Consider the following 23,289-nt stretch of genomic DNA (forward strand, 5'->3'; position numbering starts at 1 on the left):
ATCTACTTATATTCAGTTTTATACCAATGCCGATGCACCAATGGAATTGGGACACTTTTTAGGAAAATAATAATGATCATTAAACAGCTTCCTTTAACGGATCTACACCGTCACCTTGATGGAAATATTCGCATTGAAACCATTTTGGATTTAGGTCAAAAATTCGGTTTAGACTTACCTGCGTATGATATCGAAGCACTTCGCCCTCACGTACAAATTGTAGAAGCCGAACCAAGTCTTGTGGCTTTCTTATCTAAACTTGATTGGGGCGTTGCTGTTCTTGGTGATTTAGACGCATGTCGTCGTGTGGCATATGAAAATGTTCAAGACGCTATGAATGCTCAAATTGATTACGCTGAATTACGTTTCTCACCATACTACATGGCAATGAAACACAATTTACCAATTGCTGGCGTTGTTGAAGCAGTTGTTGATGGTGTCGAAGCCGGTTGTCGTGATTTTGGAATTAAAGCTAATTTAATCGGTATTATGAGCCGTACTTTTGGCCAAGACGCTTGCCAACAAGAATTAGATGGCCTACTGACTCAAAAACACAAATTAGTTGCCATCGATCTTGCGGGTGATGAATTAGGCCAACCAGGTGATCTTTTTGTGAATCACTTTAAACAGGTGAAAGATGCTGATCTTCGTGTCACGGTACACGCAGGTGAAGCGGCAGGCGCTGCAAGTATGTGGCAAGCAATTAATGAGCTTGGTGCAGTACGAATTGGTCATGGTGTTAAAGCCATTGAAGATCCAAAACTAATGGAATACCTAGCTAAAAATAACATTGGTATTGAGTCTTGCTTAACCTCTAATATCCAAACAAGTACGGTTGCTTCATTTGAAACTCACCCAATTAAAACATTCTTAGACTACGGTGTTAAAGCTTGTCTTAATACCGATGACCCAGCTGTTGAGGGGATTGAATTACCTCATGAGTATGAAGTTGCCGCACCAAAAGTAGGCTTAACGCCAGAGCAACTTAAACAAATTCAAATTAATGGTTTAGATCTGGCTTTCTTATCTGATTCAGAGAAACAAGCTCTGCGTGAGATGGCAGCTAAGCGCTAGAAGCTATAGGGACTAGGGACTAGGGACTAGGGACTAGGGACTAGGGACTAAAAATAATATATAACTGGTGTTGTAATACCAGCACCAGTGTTCTCGCTTTTCCTTATCTCTCTAGCGAAACGTACTCAACTCTCGTCCCTGCTTTTAACTTCAAACTGAACAATTTCTCACCATCCAATAATTGAGACATACCTCTCATTTCTATTGCTGATAGCATACGCGACTCCATTCTATTAAGTGTGATTCTGGTCGCTATTTTTATGTCATGTAAAAACAACATATCTCTAAAGTTTGCTATTGCTATCCCATTTATGATCATTTTCACTCTGATCATGACTGTAGTACTTAATAGCCAAGCGAGTATTTATAAGGACATGATCAGTCACATCAGTGAAAAATTATTAGATTCTTCTTCTCGCAGTATTGATGCAGCTCTTTACCACCAATTAGAAGACCCATTAAACGCCAATATCAATATGCGTAATACGATTGAACGTAATGAGCTTTATTTGCCAGAAAACGCCAAGAAACTACAGCGCTACCTAAATCAAAACTTAAAAAAAGAAGTCAGTACACTTAAACAAGTCGATATCATTGGCTATGGTAATCAAAAAGGTGATTACATTGGCTTTAGAAAAAATAAAAATAACGGCACCACTCATTTGCTTCTAAAAAAGCAGAATGACCACTTATATATTTATCACAACGATAATTTACAATCGCCAGTGCTGAACATCATAAAAAACTATGACCCGAGAACTCGTCCTTGGTATCAAAAATCACTCGAAGACCCAAAAGCTCGCTGGAGTGATATTTATTCAAACGTAGAGGAAAATGCATCCTCTCTGTTGTCAGCTATAGCTCCTGTTTATAATAAAAATAAAGAAATTGAAGGCGTTATTACAACGGATGTTTTACTTACCTCATTCAATAAATTTTTAGATAAAGAAGCCGATGAAATCAACGGTAATATCTCTATTGTTGATAGTAATGGAACAGTCTGGCTGCATTCAGATCATAACCCTGATGCACCAATGCATCATGATACTTCCCGCATAGATACAATTAAGAATCCAGTGGTTAAAGAGACGATTCTATATATTGAAAAAGTAGGGTTTGATAATGCATTACAAGAAAAAATAATTTCACTAAATATTGATGGCCAAAAACATTTTATGATGATCAGCCCTTTCCGGAAGCGCATTCCTGTTGAAGGCTATATCATTGCATCAATTCCAGAGTCAACGCTACTTGGAGCATTGCCACAACGACGACAGTTCACCATCATTATTACCATTATCGCCTGTCTTATCGCTTTCGTACTTGCGATTTATGTCATTCGAAAATTAATAAAACCGATTATTGATACGGCTAATTCAGCAAAAGAGTTAGCTCAAGGTAACTGGGATACTCCTCTACCAATTAATTGCACAACTCAAGAAGTCATGGTTCTAACTCGTTCGTTTAAATTTATGGCAAACAACCTAAAACGATCGTTTCAAGAATTACAAGATAAAGTAACTTATGATTCGCTGACTCATCTGTACAGTCGAACAGGTCTCGATAATGTTATCTCTCCTGCGATTACTGATAATTCAGGACTCATTTCTTTTACCATTAATGGCTTTCGAGACATCAATGACTCTGTTGGACATTTAAGTGGCGACCACCTTCTTATTGATATTTCAGAGCGATTAAAAACGCATTATCAAGATCAAAATATAGAAATGGCCCGCATTGGCGGCGCTGAATTTGCCCTTTTCTTTTATCGTATTGATGATATACAAGAATTAATTAACTATGCGCAGCAATTACAATCCATATTTAATACCCCTATTCAATCCGCATCAGGTGAAGTAGTCATTCAACTATCAACAGGGTTGGTGTATCAACTCGATGATCATGATGCAATGCATTGGTTACGTAGCGCTAGTTTGGCACTTGCTCATGCGCAAAGTAAATCAAGCAAATTGGCAGTGTTTGAACCTTACATGGCCGACATATCTCTGAAAAAAACCAAACTGGCTGCGGAGCTATCACACGCGATAAAAAATGAAGAGTTACTCCCTTACTATCAACCATTAGTAAATTTTGAAGACGGTAAAATTCATGGCGCAGAAGCTTTAATTCGCTGGAATTCACCACAACGAGGAATCGTATCTCCAAATGAATTTATTCCTCTTGCTGAAGATAACGGCATGATAATCAATATTGGTCGTATGGTATTAAGACAAGCGTGTATCGACACCGCACAAAAAATTGCATCTGGAGAATGGCCCGAAGATTTCGTTATGCATGTTAATGTTTCAACAGAACAGCTGCATGATGGGAACAGCTATCAACGCTTACAAGCTGCGTTAACTGAATCAGGTCTTAAGCCTAAAAACTTAAGTTTAGAGATCATTGAGTCTCGCTTATTGAATAACGATACTTTTATTATTGAATTATTAAATAAGGTCCGAGCACTTGGAGTACATATTGCTATTGATGACTTTGGAACAGGCTACTCATCACTGTCTTACTTGCACACTCTGCCTTTTGATTGCTTAAAGATAGATCGCTCGTTTGTAAAAAATCTAACTCGTGATAATGCAGAAACATCAATTGTTAACGCCATCATTCACATGGCAAAAGGATTTAACGTGTCGATTGTTGTTGAAGGGGTTGAGACAAAAGAGCAAGCAGAAATATTGGACTCTTTAGGTTGTGATATTGCACAAGGCTACCTATACAGTAAGCCGTTACCAATTGAACAATGGGGAGAGCTGTCACACCTGATGCATCATACTCAGGCGTGACAAAAATAAGTGCGATTACTTAATTAGCTCAACCGCTTCTTTTGCTAATAACGTTACTTTATTCCAATCTTTTGCCGCTACTGCATCTTTTGGTAGCATCCAAGAACCACCCACAGTGGCCACACAATCTAATGCTGTGTAGTCATTTACGTTCTGTGGATTAATGCCGCCAGTTGGACAGAATTGAACTTGTGGTAATGGTGCAGCCATCGCTTTTAATACTGATGGACCACCAAATGCACTTGCAGGGAAAAACTTAAGATGAGAGTAACCTAATTCAATTGCTCGAATAACCTCAGAAGGCGTTGCAACACCAGGGATTAGTGGAACATCCGCAGTTTTTGCATGGGCTAACAAACTTGGTGTAAATCCTGGAGAAATAATAAATTGAGCACCCGCTTCAACAGCTTGGTCATACTGATGCGTACTAATAACAGTACCAGCGCCTACCAATGCTTTTGGCATCGCTTTACGAATTGCAGTAATTGCCTCTAAAGCAACCGCTGTTCGAAGCGTAATTTCGAACACATTAATTCCACCAGCTGCAAGTGCTTGAGCCATTGGTACAGCGTCTTCCAATTGTTCGATAACCATAACAGGAACAACTGGTGATGCACTAAATACGTCTGAAGGCGAAAGGTTCCAACTCATATTTTTTCTTAGCTCTCTTTACTCATTTAAAATAACCCCGGCATTTTACGCTAAAATCCTACTAATAGCTCTGACAAAGGTGAATTTTCACGCATTTATCATGTCCTATGGCATACTCACTCTCAGAGTTAAACCAACCATGTTGAGAATCCTATAATGAAAACATCATTAACCGCTCTAATTAGTGCCACATTGCTATTATTGACTGGGTGCAGCCAACAAACATCAGCACCTAAAAATAATATGGTAGCTCAACAAGATGAGATTAACTCACCTCATACTTTTATGTTGAGAGGAACAGTAATCATTGGTCATGAGTCTCAAAGCATTCAGCCCTGTAATAGTGACCAACAATACTGGGTAAACCTATCTCCAAGACAATGGAAAGCCGGAACTGATATTCAATCAACGCCTTACCAAGCAATGTATGGTGAATTTATTGGTCATTTTGAAGCGCCACCAAAAGGCGGTTTTTCTAGCGACTACCCTGCTCGATTTGTTGTGTCACATATTAATCGCTTAGTTGCAGGCGAAGGTCCAAGTTGTGCCCAACCACCACAACCAACCAAAGCATTTGGTAATGAACCTTTTTGGAATATGCAGGTAAAAGATGGAGAATTAATCTTTTCTCAAATGGGAAATCAAACCCAAAAACAGCCTATCACCAAACAGGAATTTACTCCGACAAGACGAGAATACCAAAGCGAAAATTTCTCATTAATCATGACAAAAGGTCTATGCAACGACAGCATGGTTGAATCTATTTATGGTTGGAATTCAGAAGTCACGGTTAATGATACGACCTATAAGGGTTGTGGGACATTAGCACCCAAAGATACTACGCTTAATTGGGTTGGTACTTACCAAGGAACCAGCACGCTAACAACACCAGGATTAAACATTAATCTGGTTTTAAACCCTGATCACTCAGCAATCACTACCTATGATAATCAAACAGGTGAAGACCCATTAGTTGAGACGGGAGTATGGCAGGCAACTCGTGATGATCATGTACACGTATTAATGAGCCGCCATCAACGCCAATATTTAATTGCTGAACGAACATTCACTAAAAAAGGAAAGCAAATCCATACGGATAAGGAGACAGTGAATGGCGTTACCTTTCCAATAAAATCAGGGTTAACTCTATTCTCAACGGCTCAATAATGGATGTATTCATGACCTGCTCTACTTGTGGATTTACTCATAATTGTATTTGCGCACATCAACCAAATTTAAACTCAAATATTGAGTTTGCGTTGCTCTATCATGAAAACGAACGCCACAAACTCACTAATACAGGTAAGCTGATCCTCAATAGTTTATCCAATACAACGGAATATACATGGCAACGAAAAGAGCCACCTCAAGCGCTTATTAATAAAATAAACCAAGCAGACACTGAAACCTGGTTACTCTTCCCAAGTACAGAACCAGTACTCAGTGGTGATTTTTACCATCGACATGATTCAACCAAAAAACAACTTTTTGTACTACTCGATGCGACATGGCAAGAAGCAAAGAAAATGGTCAATAAAAGTCCTTGGTTAAAGGCATTACCTTGTTTGGAGATTCAAACTGACGAAGCATCTCGCTATCACTTACGTAGAAATCAAAGTGAAGGTAACCTATGTACGTGCGAAGCCGGAATTGAAGTATTAGAAATGGTAAAAGAGCCTGAAAATGCTCAAGCTCTTTCGTGTTATTACGATCAGTTTTTAACGGTGTTTCAAGCTGAACGAAGTGGACATAAATTTACTTCTTAATGTGTAGTGGTTTGGGCTCACCTAAAAAGTAACCTTGTAAATAATCCACACCCATATCTTCAACAATTGAACACACCTCTTGGTTATGAACAAACTCGGCCACAGCTTTGGCATCTAGTACATGACAAAGCTGTACCATCTGTTGAGAGATCAAACGCTGTCGCTTATCTTGATGCACATTTTTGATAATTGAACCATCAAGCTTAATAACCTGAGGCTCTAATTTCATGATCGCATCAATATTAGAATAACCTGAACCAAAATCATCAATAATAATTCGCGCACCTAAGCGTCTGAAATGATTACATACTTCAATGATATGCCCATAATCTTGAATTTGTTCCGTTTCTAACACTTCAAATCCCACTCGCATTGGATTATCTAAACGGATCATGGATGACTCTAATAAATCTAGTGTTCTATCACTTAATAAATCTTGAGGAGATAAATTAATCGAGAACGTCAAATCATTCGACTGCATGATCTCAAAGATACTCGAAATCATTTCTCGACTTAAGCGAGTATAAAGATGCGTCCCCTCAACAGCCGGTAAAAACTGTCCCGGAGCAAATATTTGATCGTCTTCTTGAATTCGCATTAAACATTCTGTTGATGCTAGTTCATGTGTATGCGCTTTAAAAATAGGTTGACCATAAACCAGTACGCCTTTTTGAGAAATCGCTCGGTTGACACAAGTAAGCCAATCCAATTGATTTTGACGAGAACGTTCTTCTTTCATCAGTTCTCTGGCATTGCACAAATGACGATTACGACGCATAGCAATTCGCCTTGCCTCTACGGTTTTTAGAATTAAGTCTTCAGAAGCAATGGTTGGGAAATCACGTCGACTGATTAGGCCTCCAGAGATAGAAACACTTAAATAGTCCACATCATCTAAACCATAAGGTTCAAAATTTTCATGTTCTAGTTTTTCAATAAAACCAGTAATCTGCTTACGTAATACCTCACTGGCTGTATCACTATTAAATATGACACCCCATTCAGCAATACCAATACTGTAGAGCTCAATTTCAGACTCAATCGCTAAGCCTAAATGCTCTTTCATATAATAACTAATATCTTGCAATAACTTGTCACCAACATGGTAACCATACTTTTCATTCACTTGGCTTAAATTGGTTAATTTAAAAGAGAGTAAATGATCCGTTAGCGCTACATGGGAAAGTCGCTCTTTCAATACCGTGCGATTAAGTAACCCAGTCCTTCTATCTGTGCGATAGGTTTGAATTAAACGTAATGACTGCTCTCTAATTTTATCTTCCAATTCAGAAGTCATATGATCCAAATCTTGAATTGAATTTTTAATTAATGAAAACAGCGGCGTTAAATTATGAACACGTGGCGCACGAGAAAAAGTATCATATTCTGATGCGACGTCTTCGGATTCACTTAATGCAAGATAGGTTAAGCTGTGGTGTAAAATCTGCTGATTATGAGAGCGGAAAAACTCTCCCATACCATAAACACCCTGACATAAACCAACATCAGAAAATGCCTGTAATTCTGTTGATTCCGTACTATTTTCAATCCGTGATTCACAGTTATAAATAAAAATAGACTCAGGTCGTCGATTCGCCAAACGAGCCGCGCCTTGGTTCACTTGCTCTTGCGTTAATGACGGATGGTAATACGATAATCTCACCTCATCACCAACAGGCACCTCAGCAGAAAACAATAAATGCCCCTCTTTGGTTATTGATTCAACCGTATTAATGATGCGCGCCGTCTCTTCCTCTAGCATTAAAGGAAAGGCTTGAATTTGGCTAAGTGCAAGTGGTTTGTTGTCAGCTAAGTACTTACAATAAAAATCGTACGCAGGAATATGGTCAATCGCTTTAACCACCCGACCTTCAGAAGCAGTAACTCGAAAATGTTTACCAATCGGATTCCATTCAACAAAGGCTTCATACCAAGCCTGTAATTTTTCACCATGTAACGCAACTGCAACGATTTGGTCTTGATGAAACTCACCATTAAATAGGATCCAAGCACCTTCACCAGTATCCGTAGCTACACAGCCCGATACAGGAACAATGTAAGCTTGCTCAGAAAAAGCTTCAAAGAGTTTGTAATTGCTTGCAGAACCATAACAACTAAAAGCAATAACACTTTTCGTGGTCTGATTAACGGATAATTTTCTTAATAATTGATGGCCAACAAGTGGTTCATTTTCACCATGGACAATTGACGCTGATGTCACGGTTGAAGAATCAAAAGTAGAGATAGATACAATTGTTGATTGAGTAAATACCGAAGAATTGATACTGGTATGAATCGCGCTGAGACCAACGATCTCAGCGTGAGGAAATAAGCACTGTAAAAAGGAATGATAAGTAGAGACTTCTTCCATCGATTGAGAAGAGAATATCTGAATTAAACATCCTGATGCCCTCTCTATTAATAGTGAATCACACTCTTCTTTAAGATGCGTAATGCTTTGAACACTAAATGAGAGAGTTTGCATTATTTATTAAGCCCTTATAAAAATAAAATTAACAACATGTCATCCATAACTGAAACGGTAGAAACGTATGCGTTTTATAAAATTAAGGCGAACAAAGGTGCAAAAAATGGAACTAACTACACATTAATTCCTGCTACATATCCGCTAGACCATGCCCATTGGAAATTATAGCCACCAAGCCAACCGCTCACATCCATGACTTCACCGACAAAATACAAGCCAGGTACTTTCTTAGACTCCATTGTTTTTGAAGACAATTCGTCTGTATTTACCCCACCTAATGTCACCTCAGCTGTTCTGTAGCCTTCTGTTCCATTTGGTAAAACTTGCCATTTGTGAAGTAAAGAGCATAACTCTTGCTGCTCTTTTGAATTGACTTGTTTTAGAGATCGCTCATTAAAAATAGTCTTATTTAGCAAAGTTTCAACTACTCTTTTAGGTAATAACTTTGCAAGTGAATTCTTGATGCTTTGATTTGGGTTACTCTCTCGCATTTTATCTAATTCTTCACTTAAATCATCATTAGGAAGAAGATCGATCGTTACCCTTTGTCCCGCTTTCCAATAAGACGAAATTTGTAAAATAGACGGGCCGGATAAACCACGATGAGTAAATAATAAGTTTTCTTTAAAGCTGCTACCGTTCTCTGATTCCACAACAACAGGAATCGCAATACCAGACAGTTCAGAAAATGCTTCTTTATCTTCTTTATGCAGTGTGAATGGTACTAAGCCCGCAGTCGTTGGTACCATAGAAAGTCCAAACTGCTCAGCAATCTGATAACCAAATGGCGTTGCACCCAATTTTGGCATCGATAAACCACCCGTTGCGACCACCAGAGACTCACACGCTAACTCATCTGAATCAAGCATGAGCGTAAAGCCTGTGTCCGTTTTTTCAATGTCAGAGATTTCACAGCGATAACGGTAATTAACACCAACTAATTCACACTCTTTAAGCAACATATCGACAATCTCTTTTGCAGAATCAACACAGAAAAGTTGCCCATGGTCACGCTCTTCAAACTCAATTCCGTATTTGGAGATCAAAGAGATAAAGTCCCAGTTGGTGTACTGAGATAAAGCCGATTTTACAAAGTGAGGGTTTTGACAGACATAGTTACTCGCAGTTACATCGTAATTCGTGAAATTACAGCGACCACCACCTGAAATAAGGATTTTACGTCCCGGTTTTTTTGCATGATCAACAACCAATACTGAACGACCACGCTTAGCGGCTTCTGCTGCACACATTAATCCGGCAGCACCGGCACCGATAACGACTACGTCTACTTTTTTCATGACACTCTCACCCAAATTTAATTGGCATGGAGTGTACTATTATCAGCGCTAGATGCCCAAACTAATTACTAAGAAAAACACCGCAACACTCACAACCAATAGTGCGCTAGACAGCATAAAGAGATAGCGAGCTTTCTCACATTTGAATACAAAGAGCGTATCATGATGGTCAAGATACTCTTCTTGCCATAAATATTGAAGTAATTTGGTTTGCTTACCAAAATTACCATGCGTGGTGAAAAAGCCACGTCCATCAACCTGCTGATACAGCAATGGATGTGCCTCTCTCATAACAAAGAGAAGGGTTTTTAGCGTACTTAGGTATCGAATAATATTGATACCTGTCACTGTAAATAACGCCAATAAAATTAGGTCGCCACTGATCATACTCACCTCCGACATTCTTGTCTAAAGTGCTAGATAAGCAACAACCTATATTTACTGCCTCATCTACTTTTTATCATAGTTGGCATACGACTTTCTGGTGTATAGCTTACCCAGCAGTACTATCCATGATAGATGAAGATCCAGATTTAGCTAAAACAGCGAGGTCTTTATCAATAAAGAACAGCGCTTTACCATCTTCACCTACTAGGTCAATTTTATCTAAAATTCCTTTGAATAATTTCTCTTCTTCATGTTGCTCAGCAACATACCACTGAAGGAAGTTAAACGTTGAGTAGTCTTGAGAAGTAAAAGCTACATGAGCTAATTTATTGATCTCTTGAGTGATCATTTGCTCATGCTCTAATGTTGTACGGAATACATCACCAAGGCCAGAGAATTCCGATTGTGGCGCTTCAATTGCACCTAAAATTGGCATTGCACCGGTTTCGCTAACATAAGTAAACAAACGTTGCATATGCTCCATTTCTTCCGCTGCATGAGCTCGGAAAAACTCAGCCGCGCCATCAAAACCTTTATCTTCACACCAAGCACTCATCTGTAAGTATAGATTAGATGAGAAAAATTCTAGATTAATTTGTGCATTTAGGTGATCAACCATAGTTTGAGCTAACATTTTTAGATTCCTTTATGAGCTATTTTCATCTGAAATTTTAACAATTATATCATATATCCCTCGTTCTTTGATTAATCAATAACTATCAATCAGAACGAGATCTAAACGACAAAAAAAGAACAATTCTGGTGCTAATCTATAGTTATCAAATAATTCAATTTTGAATTTAAAGGAGATATATCATGAGTTACCAACACATTCTTGTTGCTGTTGATTTAACAGAAGAGAGCAAGGCATTAGTAAGTAAAGCCGTTGGTCTTGCAAAAGCGTTAGATGCTAAAGTTTCTTTTATTCATATTGATGTTAGCTATGCAGAGCTTTATACCGGTCTGATTGATATCAACCTAGCAGAAACACAACACCAAGCAATGGAAGCCTCAAAAGAAGCCATGAAACATCTGGTGGAATTTGCGGATTATCCTATCCACAAAACATTGGTAAGTAGTGGTGATTTAAGCAATGAGTTGACTGAAGCCATTGAGAATCTTGATGTGAACTTAGTGGTCTGTGGGCACCACCAAGACTTCTGGAGTAAATTACTATCATCAACCAGACAAGTTATTAATACCTGCCCGATTGATGTATTAGTAGTTCCATTTAAAGATTAAGCCATCGCTGCATTAACATAGACATCGAAACGGTTCTTTTTCGTTTCAATCGCCATTGATGGTTTTTGGTTATCTAACCATTCTGCATAATCAGGACGCTTAACGACTACTCGTTTTGTCGCCATCAATAATGCCGGTGCTAATAATGCATCGGCATCATTATCTGCACCAACTAAAGATTGGAAGACACGCATTTCTTTTTTCACTAATGCACTTTTCTTTTTATTCACTGGGTGTGGATACATAGGATCTAAATACACAACATCCGGCTGCACAAAGTCATCTTGAGCCATCAGCTGCTCTAATGCATCATGACTTGAAGCGTGTAATAACGACATGCGCTCAGCAACCCACACGCCTATCTCAGCATCTTGTTTTGCTCGATCTAAACCATCATCAAGTAATGCGGCAACAACTGGATGACGCTCAACCATTTGAACTTTACAGCCAAGAGAAGCTAATACAAACGCATCTCGACCTAAACCCGCAGTTCCATCTAAAACAAGAGGAGTCGCTCCTTTATTTAAGCCAACCGCTTTCGCAATAGATTGTCCTTTGCCACCACCAAATTTACGACGATGAGCCACTGCTCCCGATACTAGATCAACAAAAATAGCACCGAGCTTTGGTTCATCACGCTTACGTAATTCTAGCTGTTGCTCAGTTAACACTAACGCAAATACATTATCTTCATCGTGCTCTAATCCCCAGCGAGCGGCAATGGCCTCTAACTCAGGTTGACGATTTGGATCTTCAGACAATAACGCTATTTGCACAGGGCACTCCAACAAGCTTAATAATTAGGAACAATCAGTGCCTATGGTAATGGATATTAATAAAAACGACTAGATAAAGTGCTCGCCGAATCTCTTATCTTAAGGTAATTTAAAGATTGACCACTATGTAAGGATGCATCATGAACCAAACCAGCAAAATCGATGATCTCGACCGAGATATTTTACAAGCGTTAATGAATGATGCTCGAACCCCTTATGCTGAACTTGCAAAACGCTTTGATGTAAGCCCTGCAACCATTCATGTTCGTATTGAGAAAATGAAAGCAGCTAAAATTATTGAAGGTACAGAGGTGGTCGTGAACCCGAAAACCTTGGGCTATGATGTATGCTGCTTTATTGGTATTAATCTATACGCTGCACGTGATTATCATTCAGCCTTAGCGAAACTCGATGCCTTGGAAGAAGTGGTTGAAGCCTATTACACTACCGGTGCTTACAACATTTTCGTAAAGCTGATGTGTAAAAGCATTGAAGAACTACAATATGTGTTAATTGATAAACTTCAGGCGATTGAAGAAGTGCAGTCGACAGAGACGCTGATCTCGCTGCAGAATCCGATCAGTCGTAATGTGAAGCCTTAAGAGCAGGATTCAGATCGGTCGCAAGCTCCCTTAAAGGGTTCAGGGGTGATCGTTGTAATTACAGAAAAAAAGCAGAAAGTAGCAATACCTGAAACCTGCAAGCGAAGCGCTCTGAAACCTTGCTCTTAAAAACAAAAAAACCGCAGATGCATTCCACACCTACGGTTCTAAATTTTTAAACAAGTCGCAATGCTCTTACTCGCCCCTTAAGGACGAAGTCCACACTCGCTTTTCGTCCCTACACTTAGATAACTCTCGAAAACTGCTGCTGACGAGCACGGTCACGTAAGTATTTATCAAAACACATACAGATATTGCGGATCAGAAGACGGCCACGAAGCTCAACATCAATACGACCTTCATGCATCGTCACTAACTCATCATTAATGAAAGTTTGCAGTAATTTAATGTCTTCAGCAAAGTACTTATCAAAGTCTAAATTAAATTCAGCTTCAATCGCTTTCGTATCTAAAGTGAAGTTACAGATAAGCTGTTTAATCACTTCACGACGAATTAAATCATCATTATCTAAAGCCACACCACGCCATAAAGCATGACGTTGCTCATCAACTTGTGCGTAGTATTCCTTTAAATCTTTCTTATTCTGAGCGTAGCTATCACCAATCATTGAAATCGCTGATACACCCATACCTAATAAGTCACACTCGCCTTGAGTGGTATAACCTTGGAAATTACGGTGAAGAACTCCTTCACGCTGCGCCACAGCCAATTCATCATCAGGTAAAGCAAAGTGATCCATACCGATGAATTGATAACCAGCACCTGTTAATGTTTCAATCGTCTCTTGAAGCATTACTAGCTTTTCAGCTGGCGCAGGTAGATCGGCATCTTTAATTTTACGTTGAGCAGCAAACAGAGTTGGCATGTGCGCATAGTTAAATACAGATAGGCGACCCGGTTCCATCTCTAGTACACGTTTGATCGTATTAGCTAGTGAATCAGCAGATTGCTTTGGTAAGCCGTAGATTAAATCCAAGTTCGTTGAACGGAAACCAAGATCTTTAGCACGTTGTACCATCTGAATAATGAAGTCTTCATCTTGGTCACGGTTAACCAACTGCTGTACTTCTTTATTGAAATCTTGAACACCAATGCTTAAACGATTGAACCCTTCATCACGTAAGTGATCCAGCATATCCAATTCGATTTCACGAGGGTCAACTTCAATACTGATTTCAGCGCCATCTTCAAACTGGAATTCACCACGCAATAAGGTCATTAAACGAGTGAATTGAACTTTAGTTAGAAACGTTGGTGTACCGCCACCAAAGTGCAATTGCGTTACTTTACGATCCGTAAATAGTGCCGCACGTTGGCGAATTTCAAGTTCTAGTGAATCAAGGTAAATATCCGCTTTATGGTGATGACGAGTAATTACCTTATTACAACCACAGAAGTAACACAGTTTATGACAAAACGGGATGTGAATATAAAGAGAAAGTGGACGCTCAGGATACTGAGTACATGCCATATCAAATTCAGCAGGAGTATACGCTTCGTGGAACTCTAAAGCTGTTGGGTAAGAGGTGTAACGCGGACCTGAGTAGTTATACTTCTCAATGATCTCTTGGTCCCATACTATTTGTTGATTTGACATGACTTACTTCCATCTCTTTATATCTGCACTGACACGATTACCCTGCATCATAAAACATCTGCTTCATAAAGCCGATGACTTCAATGCAGTAGTAAATAGAAGTGTCGATCAGATCATTTTAATATCAATATTTTGATTCAGTGGTTTAACGCGATCATGTAATTGTTGAATCTCTTCTTTAATCGCATCTTGTAGGCGAGCTTCCGCTTTAGTTCGAACCAAGTTATCTTTCATTCGATCTTTTTTCGCGAGTTCTTGTCTTTCATCGCCACGCGCCATGTCTTTAACAACATGGTATAACTCAGATAATGCTGGGTATTCTTTTTCTACATCAATACGATCATCTTCTTGTAGATAATCCATGATGCAGTACAAACGAATAGATAGCTCTGAGAAATCACATCGGTCTTGAAGACCGGCTTGGCAAAGTAATACCACATTCTCAAAAATATTGGCGTTACGTTTCTGTATCGCCAATTTTCTATGTTGTTCTTGCAGTTCTTTTTGCTTTTTTAACTTCATCAGTAAGCTGCCAGCATAACCGGCTAACGCAAGAATAATTGCACCACCAAGCAGTGCTAACAGGGTTACTGTAGACATAATTATTTAAAATCATCCATATTGAAGTCATCAAATTCCGCTAGAAGATCATCATCGCTTTTTGCTTTTCGCTCTGCGAATTCAGGGAATTCTTCAACTTCTTCTGGCTCTTCGTCATCTAATAGACCTAAACGACCCATTAGGTGTTCAATGCGAGCTAGTTTTTCATCTACGTATTTCTGTAGACCAGTACCTAGATTCTCACCACTGTCTAGACGATCTAAAAGAACCATTAATTGCGCATCATTCTCTAACATTGCTAGTTCTTGCTCGTTAGTTAGACGGCGCTCTTGCTTAGTTGTTTTTTGTTTTGCTTCAACAACTAATTGAATTGGTTTTTTACTACCAATACGTGGATCTTTTTTCTGTGCATTACGACGAGCTTGCTCTGCGTTGCTTTCTGCATTACGCGCACCAGCTTTTAAACCTTTACGTTTTCTTTTACGCTTAAGTTCACGGCTTTCAACATCACGGTCTGTACGGTTACGAGTAACAACAACTGGTTGACTCGACATTCCCGGCTTACGGGCTTTTTTAATACGGCTCATTACTGGGTTTTCCTCAGTAAAATGACATCTTTTCCAACAAACTCCAGTTCAAGTTGATATTGCTTGGCAATAAACTCAAAGGTTTCAATGCTAAAAAAGCTGACATGGGTTAAATCATTTTTGTAATGCCAAGTGGCAAACGCGCTTTCGTCCCTGGCTAGTTTCGTCATGATACCTAACCAACCTCCAGGTTTTACCAAGCTCAATAACAATTCCAGTTCGTTTTGAGGTTGATAAAAATGCTCAACAGCTTCTGTACAACTGACGAAGTCATACTGCTTATTCAGCACGCTCTTATCTGGGGCGTAATAAATATCATAGAGTTCGACATGGTGACCGGCCTCTCTCATCATATGAGCAAGTAAAGGTCCAGGACCACACCCAAAGTCTAGTCCTTGTTGAGGTGTCTCACCAACACGTGACAACAAAGGCTCTGCAAATCGTGATAAGAAGGTTCTATACCCTTCATCGTCAAGATTATTTTCATGGAGGTCATAGTGAGCTTTTTCGTTCTCTGCATCTAAACGGTCAGATTCATCCACATAAACAAGATGACATTGCTGACACCGATAGTATCGACGACGCTTATCTTGATGGAAATCATCAGCCTTAGAATGTTGACACAAAGGGCAAGATTGCATGTGAACCCACTCCACTACCTGAAAATTCTAGGGCGGGAAGTATACCCGATACTGGTGCAAAGATAATCGTTTTAACCGATTTTTTAATAAAAAAAACAGCTACGAGAGCTGCTTCTTTAAATTTAGACGTAACGATGATGCAAATTACATTAAATTAATGCAGTCCACCCACATATTTCGATAACGTATCAATGTCTTCATCAGTGAGTTTTTTCGCAATATCACGCATCATTGCATTCATATCGTTTGCTCGATCTGCTGAACGGAATTTCTCCAGTTGTGCTTTCACATAATCAGCATGTTGGCCGGAAATTTTAGGGAAACCAGATAGCGATGTGCCATTACCACGAGGACCATGACATGCAACACACGCAGTAATACCACGTTCCATATCACCAGCTAAATACAAAGCTTTACCTTCTGGAACCACCTCTTCTGGTGTTGTATTGTCAGCCATTGGTAACGAAGCAAAATAGGCTGATAAATCCATAATATCTTGCTCTGTTAATGGCATCGCCATACCACTCATAACTGGCTCTAGACGACCTTGCTTACCTTGAGTTTCCATTCCTAACTTAAATTCTTTAAGTTGCTTCTCAAGATAGCCGGCGTGCTGGCCCGCAATATTCGGGTATTGAGTCAGAGTACTATTACCTTCTTGACCATGACAAGCGGCACATGTTGCAGATTTTTGCTTCCCAGCTTCGATATCTCCTTGAGCCCATGTTGAGCAACTAGCTAGGAGAGTTAATATCAGCGCTAATTTTTTCATGACATTCCATTTATTATTATCGTTCCTGCACAATGAGTTACTCTTTTTAACAAGATTTATTTACATTGTGTTGGATATTAAGCTTCCAGTACCGCTCTAAATTGGCTACAGCATGATACAATGAGCGGCCTTTACCGTTTTCATTCTAAGTTTGTCACTAAAAAGTTAATAATGACTAACTTGATGCGGTTATTTTACACATTTTCACAAAAAAGTAATCAGCTGACTACAATAATCCAACTTGGATCATTATCTACAGCTTGGTTTTAGTCGAGACGGAGTTAACCAGTGAGCAAAACTATTCACTACCAAAAGACGCATTTCATTACGAGTGCACCAGATATTCGCCATCTACCTGAAGATGAAGGTATCGAAGTTGCCTTCGCTGGCCGTTCTAATGCGGGTAAATCAAGCGCATTAAATCGCTTAACTAACCAGAAAAGCCTAGCAAAGACTTCTAAAACACCTGGTCGTACTCAGCTTATTAACTTATTTAAAGTTGAAGAAAACTGTCATATCGTTGATTTACCGGGATATGGCTTCGCTCAAGTACCACTTGAGATGAAAAAGAAATGGCAAAAATCGCTAGGTGAATACCTACAAAAACGCCAATGTTTACAAGGTTTGGTTGTGTTAATGGATATTCGTCATCCACTAAAAGACATCGACCAACAACTTGTTTTCTGGGCTGTAGACCAAAATATCCCAGTGCAAATCCTATTAACTAAAGCAGACAAGCTGAAAAGCGGTGCTCGTAAAGCACAAGTTCTTAAAGTTCGTGAAGCGGCGGTTGATTTTGGTGGCGAAGTTGAAGTTGATGCGTTTTCATCTTTAAAAGGCATTGGTGTTGATAAACTGCGCGCTAAATTAGATGAGTGGTTTGCACCTGCTTTTGAGCTAGATGATGAATTCATCGAAGATCTGGATGCTGAATAACCCTATTTAGCATCATTGCCCCTCAGCTACTCAGTTTACAATGAGTTTGCAAAAGGCAAATAAAAACCCCACCTTAAGTAAGGTGGGGAAATGGGAGAGATAAAGAGGTTGTTATTATTTTTCTTCCGCGCATCATGCTACAAATCCGCTACATATCCAACCCATCAACATCTATCTATTTTTAATTAAATCAATAAGATTAAAAACCACTCAAAAAAATACACTCAGATTAAATCAAAACAAAATAATAAAATTAAAATCAAAGAGTTAAGATAATTAATGAAATAAATTATCAATTCGATAACGTGTAATAAAAATTACATATTGTGGGAAACTTACAAGAAAGAAAAAACACAGATAAGATTTTTTGGAAGGCCAGAAAGAAAAAACGCCCCAGTCAAAAAGGTTGACTGAGGCGGCTGAATTTAGCCAAATTCAATAACGTGAAACAAAAGGTCTGAAAGATAGAACATCTTTACCTCTGTACCCTACGCAGATAAATGTACAACAAACGAACAGTTTTGAAAACCTTTATTTGTAATTTTTTTTCAGTTTCGTATCAAAAAACACAACAAATACCTGACAAACTTCACTTTATTTTAGGTAAAAAAAAGCCAACGCGTGCGCTGGCTCATAGTTTTAATTTCAGTTGTAACTGAATTACAATTTAATCAGTAACGTAACTAACGGATAAACACATTGATTCAAATTACTGTGACACAAGATTAGTGCGCTTCATCCCAGTTATTACCAAAACCGGCTTCAGCAACCAGTGGAACATCAAGTTGAGCAGCTTGCTCCATTAGTTCTCTTACTTTAGTCGTCACTTCATCTAATGCGTCTTCTTTTACTTCAAAAACCAATTCATCGTGTACTTGCATTAAAAGATTCACACGATCTTTTCCTTCAGTTTCAACCCATTCATCAACCAAGATCATCGCTTTCTTAATAATATCGGCAGCAGTTCCTTGCATCGGGGCATTAATCGCAGCACGCTCTGCGGCTTTACGACGCATACCATTTCGAGCATTGATTTCTGGTAAATGCAGACGACGACCATATAACGTCTCAACATAACCTTGTTCAGTCGCTAATAAACGCGTCTCTTCCATGTACTGCATCACTCCTGGGTAACGTTCAAAATACACATTCATGTAATCTTGCGCTTCACCGCGAGGGATCCCTATTTGCTTAGCAAGACCAAACGCACTCATACCATAGATTAAACCAAAGTTAATCGCTTTAGCACGACGACGATCTTCTGAAGTCACTTCTTCAATAGATACGCCCTTCACTTCTGCTGCTGTTGCTGCGTGGATATCTTTACCTGCAGAGAAAGCCGCCAATAGCGCTTTATCTTGAGACAAATGAGCCATGATACGCAATTCAATTTGAGAGTAATCGACTGCTAGAATTTTCCAACCATGAGGAGCAACAAACGCTTGGCGAATACGGCGGCCTTCTTCATTACGAATTGGAATATTCTGTAAGTTTGGATCGGTTGATGATAATCGACCTGTCGCTGTTACCGCTTGATGATAAGAGGTATGTACACGGCCTGTAGATGGATTAATCATCTTAGGAAGTTTATCTGTATAGGTTGATTTTAGTTTCGCTAAGCCACGATACTCTAAAATCAATTTAGGCAATGGATAGTCAAGCGCCAACTCTTGCAGCACTTCTTCATTTGTCGATGCTGCTCCAGAAGGTGTCTTCTTAATTACTGGCAGTTCCATTTTCTCAAATAGAATAGTTTGAAGTTGTTTTGGTGAATTCATATTGAACTCTTCACCAGCAACGTCAAATGCTGCTTTTTCTAACTCATCTAAACGCTGACCAATTTCAAGTGATTGTGCCGAAAGCAACATATCATCAATATAAACGCCTTTTCTCTCCATACGAGAAAGGACAGATACCAATGGTAATTCAATATCCGTAAATACTGATTTTAGTTTCTCATCGGATTCTAATTTCGCGTTCAATACATGGTGTAGACGCAATGTGATATCCGCATCTTCAGCGGCATAAGGTGCAGCTTGCTCTAAAGCGATTTGGTTAAAGGTTAATTGTTTTTTACCTTTACCTGCGATTTCTTCAAATGAAATGGTGTTATGTTGGAGATAACGCAATGCCAAACTGTCCATATTGTGCTTACCAGCAACGCTGTTATACACATAAGACTCAAGCATTGTATCGAACTTAATGCCTTTCATTTCGATATCATAACGCGCTAAAACGCTCGCATCGTACTTTAAGTTTTGACCAACTTTTGATTTATTGTCATCTTCCAAATACGGCTTTAATTGCTCAAGTACCCAATCGCGATCTAATTGTTCCGGAGCATCAAGGTAATCATGTGCAACAGGAACATAAGCCGCTTCACCTTCTTCTACAGCAAATGATAAACCAATAAGATTAGCAACCATGTAATCTAAGCTATCAGTTTCAGTATCAAAAGCAGCAACATCAGCATTGTTTAGTTTATCTAGCCATACGCTAAACGCTTCTTTAGTTAAAATCGTTTCGTATTTTGAACGATCTACTTGAGCCGCTACAATCAGTTCTTCTTCTGTATCATCTTGTTTACTTGATGTGGATACTTTGTTAGACGATGTTTCATGTGAAACGATCTTACCGTCACTTCCATCTAACATTTCAGTTAACCAACGTTTAAAGTTCATTTGGCCAAACATTTGGATCAATTCATCGACGTTTGGTTCTTGTTTAACAAACTCTTCTGGTGTTTTATCGAGTTCAACATCTAGCTTAATCGTTGCTAATTCATAAGAAAGGTAAGCACCTTCTTTATTATCAATTAGTTTTTTAGCCATGGTTTTAGAGCCACGGAAACCAAGAGGAGCAATATCATCAAGATGTTCATACAAAGCATCTAAGCCGCCAATACCTTGCAATAACGCTTTAGCGGTTTTATCGCCAACACCAGGAACGCCTGGAATGTTATCCACCTTATCACCCATTAATGCTAGGTAATCAATAATCAGATCAGGGCCAATACCAAACTTCTCAACCACGCCTTCAGGATCCATGATCACATTAGTCATAGTATTAATAAGAGTGACATTTTCATCAACCAACTGTGCCATATCCTTATCACCAGTACTGATAAGAACAGGGATCCCAGCTTTTGATGCTTGAGAAGCTAACGTACCGATTACATCATCCGCTTCTACACCGGGAATAGAAACTAAAGGTAAGCCCATCGCTTTAATTAGCTTGTGTAATGGCTCAATCTGGCAACGCAGATCATCAGGCATTGGTGGGCGATTTGCTTTGTACTCTGGGTACATATCATTACGGAACGTTTTACCCTTTGCATCGAAGATAACCGCAATACGATCGGTTTCAAATTGCTTTAACAGACTACGAAGCATGTTAATTACGCCATATACCGCACCTGTTGGTTGGCCATCACCATTAGTGAAGTTAGGTGCTGCATGATATGCGCGGAAAAGATAAGAAGAGCCGTCTACTAAAATAAACGGATTATCAGGAATTCTTGCCATAGTCTGTAATATCCAGAGGGTTGATGATCAGTGAATTTCATTCTATACCATGACTCAATAACAACAAAATACTGTCCTTCGTTGCTTTACTCATTAATTCACATAAAAAAAGAGTTATTCAGACCACCTCCACTTCTGTGGATAACTCTGTTTGTAATTATTTTTTGCTTAATTAATAACTGATTTATCAATCAAGAAAAAAGAAATTAAAAACCAAAAAATCAAAAACTTAGATCAACAAAAACGATCCACAAAGAGATCCTTTCTTGATCATGCTTTGTGGACAATAATATTAAACACGCTTTTTTATTGCTAAATTTTTCACCAAACCTGATCGAATTTTTTATAAAATTTCTCGCTGTCAGTTCAAAAAACGGACAAAAAAAAGCGGCGTCTTCTTAAATGAAGCGCCGCTCAGCAAAAAGAGAACAATGGTAATACGTTTATACGTCCACCACTGCTCATGTAGCTGATTTACACTGGAAGCAATGTGAGCAATGTCGTGCCTTCTTGAAATAGTGCGGATAACTCCGTGTGCGTATTCCCTGAAGACAAGTTAATAATAACCATTCTCATTTGGAATGCAACAGTTAAATGAGAAAAGATCTCAACTAATTTTAAGTTCCCTTTTATTTCAATAATATAGCTAATAAAAAAGGCTAACATAATGTTAGCCTTTTCTTCTTTGGATCATTTTCACTTACACCTGTGAAGGTTGCGTCGCTAATTGATGACCTTCAGAAGTTAACTTACGAGTTAGATAATTCAATAACACACCATACATTGGTACAAACAAGCCTAAACTGATCACCAGTTTGAAACCATAATCAACCAATGCAATTTCTGTCCAATGCTCTGCCATAAAGGCATCAGGGCTTTGGTAGAAAGCAATGCTAAAGAAAGCCAGTGTATCTAATGCGTTACCAAACAATGTTGAGCATGTTGGTGCTACCCACCACTGCTTTAGTTGACGTAGACGATTAAATACATGTACATCTAATATTTGACCCAGTAAATAAGCCATAAAGCTTGCTACTGCAATACGCGCAACGAATAAATTAAACTCGCCAAGTTGGGCAAAACCTTGGTACTGACCTTCAAAAAATACCACCGATAAAAAATACGATACCGCTAATGCTGGCAACATAACAAAGAAGATAATACTTCTTGCCATTTTGGCACCAAAAATACGAACCGTTAAATCTGTGGCTAGAAAAATGAATGGAAAGGTAAACGCACCCCAAGTGGTATGAAACCCAAAAATAGTAAAGGGTAACTGAACCAAATAGTTGCTTGATGCGATAATTACAAGATGGAATACAACAAGGAAAGATAAAGCGTTGTGCTGTTGCGCGGGCGTAAATGTACTCATATAAGTACCTTTTTGTCATTGGGGGCGAGGGAACCCAAATTAAACACAAAGCTAAAATCATCGTTTATTTACGTAATGACTCTAGCCAATTTTTAGGGCGGTGATTATACATTAACCGATTTTGATCACAAGATTTAAAAACAACCAAAATGAGCAAGGCGTTAACCAAATCAGGGGATAGTCTAAGCGCACTCAC

General features: G+C 38.9%; 22 protein-coding genes. 7 read left to right on the top strand and 15 right to left on the bottom strand.

Features of this window, described 5'->3' with window-relative positions; all coding sequences use genetic code 11:
• Positions 1 to 72 precede the first annotated feature (72 nt).
• Positions 73 to 1,074 carry an adenosine deaminase gene (gene add, locus GNP81_RS17940; protein ID WP_155671830.1) on the top strand — a complete coding sequence of 334 codons (1,002 nt, stop codon included), beginning with the start codon at positions 73 to 75 and terminating at the stop codon, positions 1,072 to 1,074.
• Positions 1,075 to 1,334: 260 nt separating this feature from the next.
• Positions 1,335 to 3,872, top strand: coding sequence for a bifunctional diguanylate cyclase/phosphodiesterase (locus GNP81_RS17950; RefSeq protein WP_196587349.1), 2,538 nt, complete (start codon positions 1,335 to 1,337; stop codon positions 3,870 to 3,872).
• Positions 3,873 to 3,887: 15 nt separating this feature from the next.
• Here the strand turns inward: GNP81_RS17950 and GNP81_RS17955 are convergent, their stop codons facing one another.
• Entirely contained in the window at positions 3,888 to 4,523 is a 636-nt protein-coding gene (locus GNP81_RS17955) for a bifunctional 4-hydroxy-2-oxoglutarate aldolase/2-dehydro-3-deoxy-phosphogluconate aldolase (RefSeq protein WP_005416953.1), read from the bottom strand.
• Between the two features lie 156 nt (positions 4,524 to 4,679).
• On the opposite strand from GNP81_RS17955, the gene GNP81_RS17960 reads away from it, so the two are divergent.
• Positions 4,680 to 5,690 (top strand): hypothetical protein, encoded by a 1,011-nt coding sequence (locus GNP81_RS17960; protein WP_155673715.1) that lies wholly within the window; start codon positions 4,680 to 4,682, stop codon positions 5,688 to 5,690.
• 11 nt (positions 5,691 to 5,701) lie between these two features.
• The gene (locus GNP81_RS17965) at positions 5,702 to 6,289 is read left to right on the top strand and encodes a tRNA-uridine aminocarboxypropyltransferase (protein ID WP_017019544.1); all 588 of its coding nucleotides are present in this window, start codon (positions 5,702 to 5,704) and stop codon (positions 6,287 to 6,289) included.
• Here GNP81_RS17965 and GNP81_RS17970 read toward each other — a convergent pair.
• The 4 genes from GNP81_RS17970 to ftnA form a co-directional block, all read right to left on the bottom strand.
• Entirely contained in the window at positions 6,279 to 8,774 is a 2,496-nt protein-coding gene (locus GNP81_RS17970) for a bifunctional diguanylate cyclase/phosphodiesterase (protein ID WP_155671840.1), read from the bottom strand. The genes GNP81_RS17965 and GNP81_RS17970 overlap by 11 nt on opposite strands.
• Positions 8,775 to 8,890: 116 nt before the next feature.
• Entirely contained in the window at positions 8,891 to 10,075 is a 1,185-nt protein-coding gene (locus GNP81_RS17975) for a BaiN/RdsA family NAD(P)/FAD-dependent oxidoreductase (protein WP_155671842.1), read from the bottom strand.
• Between the two features lie 48 nt (positions 10,076 to 10,123).
• Complete coding sequence (uspB, locus tag GNP81_RS17980; RefSeq protein WP_005416943.1) at positions 10,124 to 10,462, bottom strand: universal stress protein UspB; 339 nt, start codon at positions 10,460 to 10,462, stop codon at positions 10,124 to 10,126.
• A gap of 106 nt (positions 10,463 to 10,568) precedes the next feature.
• Positions 10,569 to 11,096, bottom strand: coding sequence for a non-heme ferritin (gene ftnA / locus GNP81_RS17985; RefSeq protein ID WP_012532788.1), 528 nt, complete (start codon positions 11,094 to 11,096; stop codon positions 10,569 to 10,571).
• 182 nt (positions 11,097 to 11,278) lie between these two features.
• On the opposite strand from ftnA, the gene GNP81_RS17990 reads away from it, so the two are divergent.
• Entirely contained in the window at positions 11,279 to 11,704 is a 426-nt protein-coding gene (locus tag GNP81_RS17990) for a universal stress protein (RefSeq protein WP_005416940.1), read from the top strand.
• Here GNP81_RS17990 and GNP81_RS17995 read toward each other — a convergent pair.
• Positions 11,701 to 12,480 carry a class I SAM-dependent methyltransferase gene (locus GNP81_RS17995; RefSeq protein ID WP_336495379.1) on the bottom strand — a complete coding sequence of 260 codons (780 nt, stop codon included), beginning with the start codon at positions 12,478 to 12,480 and terminating at the stop codon, positions 11,701 to 11,703. The two genes, GNP81_RS17990 and GNP81_RS17995, sit on opposite strands and share 4 nt — an antisense overlap.
• A 140-nt stretch (positions 12,481 to 12,620) precedes the next feature.
• Here GNP81_RS17995 and asnC point away from each other — a divergent pair, with 140 nt between their 5' ends.
• Positions 12,621 to 13,082, top strand: coding sequence for a transcriptional regulator AsnC (gene asnC, locus GNP81_RS18000; RefSeq protein WP_155671844.1), 462 nt, complete (start codon positions 12,621 to 12,623; stop codon positions 13,080 to 13,082).
• Between the two features lie 244 nt (positions 13,083 to 13,326).
• Here the strand turns inward: asnC and hemN are convergent, their stop codons facing one another.
• The 5 genes from hemN to GNP81_RS18025 form a co-directional block, all read right to left on the bottom strand.
• Positions 13,327 to 14,700, bottom strand: coding sequence for an oxygen-independent coproporphyrinogen III oxidase (gene hemN, locus GNP81_RS18005; protein WP_005416935.1), 1,374 nt, complete (start codon positions 14,698 to 14,700; stop codon positions 13,327 to 13,329).
• A gap of 108 nt (positions 14,701 to 14,808) precedes the next feature.
• Positions 14,809 to 15,300, bottom strand: a complete 492-nt coding sequence (locus GNP81_RS18010; protein WP_155671846.1) for a DUF2489 domain-containing protein — start codon at positions 15,298 to 15,300, stop codon at positions 14,809 to 14,811.
• Between the two features lie 2 nt (positions 15,301 to 15,302).
• On the bottom strand, positions 15,303 to 15,848 hold the full coding sequence (yihI, locus tag GNP81_RS18015; RefSeq protein ID WP_155673716.1) for a Der GTPase-activating protein YihI: 546 nt from the start codon (positions 15,846 to 15,848) through the stop codon (positions 15,303 to 15,305).
• Complete coding sequence (locus GNP81_RS18020) at positions 15,848 to 16,489, bottom strand: class I SAM-dependent methyltransferase (protein WP_011260949.1); 642 nt, start codon at positions 16,487 to 16,489, stop codon at positions 15,848 to 15,850. Before GNP81_RS18020 ends, yihI begins: the two co-directional genes overlap by 1 nt.
• 154 nt (positions 16,490 to 16,643) lie before the next feature.
• Positions 16,644 to 17,261 carry a c-type cytochrome gene (locus GNP81_RS18025; protein WP_005416928.1) on the bottom strand — a complete coding sequence of 206 codons (618 nt, stop codon included), beginning with the start codon at positions 17,259 to 17,261 and terminating at the stop codon, positions 16,644 to 16,646.
• Positions 17,262 to 17,549: 288 nt separating this feature from the next.
• On the opposite strand from GNP81_RS18025, the gene yihA reads away from it, so the two are divergent.
• The gene (gene yihA, locus GNP81_RS18030) at positions 17,550 to 18,197 is read left to right on the top strand and encodes a ribosome biogenesis GTP-binding protein YihA/YsxC (RefSeq protein WP_005416925.1); all 648 of its coding nucleotides are present in this window, start codon (positions 17,550 to 17,552) and stop codon (positions 18,195 to 18,197) included.
• A 425-nt stretch (positions 18,198 to 18,622) separates the two neighbouring features.
• On the opposite strand, the gene spfP is transcribed toward yihA, so the two are convergent.
• The 4 genes from spfP to GNP81_RS18045 form a co-directional block, all read right to left on the bottom strand.
• A complete protein-coding gene (gene spfP / locus GNP81_RS19560) occupies positions 18,623 to 18,670 on the bottom strand; it encodes a small protein SpfP (protein ID WP_439903470.1) in 48 nt (15 codons plus the stop codon).
• A gap of 252 nt (positions 18,671 to 18,922) precedes the next feature.
• The gene (polA, locus tag GNP81_RS18035; RefSeq protein WP_155673717.1) at positions 18,923 to 21,721 is read right to left on the bottom strand and encodes a DNA polymerase I; all 2,799 of its coding nucleotides are present in this window, start codon (positions 21,719 to 21,721) and stop codon (positions 18,923 to 18,925) included.
• Between the two features lie 474 nt (positions 21,722 to 22,195).
• Positions 22,196 to 22,387: a hypothetical protein gene (locus GNP81_RS18040; protein ID WP_155673718.1), complete on the bottom strand. Its 192-nt coding sequence runs from the start codon at positions 22,385 to 22,387 to the stop codon at positions 22,196 to 22,198.
• A gap of 34 nt (positions 22,388 to 22,421) precedes the next feature.
• On the bottom strand, positions 22,422 to 23,093 hold the full coding sequence (locus tag GNP81_RS18045) for a 7-cyano-7-deazaguanine/7-aminomethyl-7-deazaguanine transporter (protein WP_155673719.1): 672 nt from the start codon (positions 23,091 to 23,093) through the stop codon (positions 22,422 to 22,424).
• Positions 23,094 to 23,289: the final 196 nt, after the last annotated feature.

It is taken from the genome of Aliivibrio fischeri, assembly GCF_009727955.1.
Taxonomy (GTDB): domain Bacteria; phylum Pseudomonadota; class Gammaproteobacteria; order Enterobacterales; family Vibrionaceae; genus Aliivibrio; species Aliivibrio fischeri_A.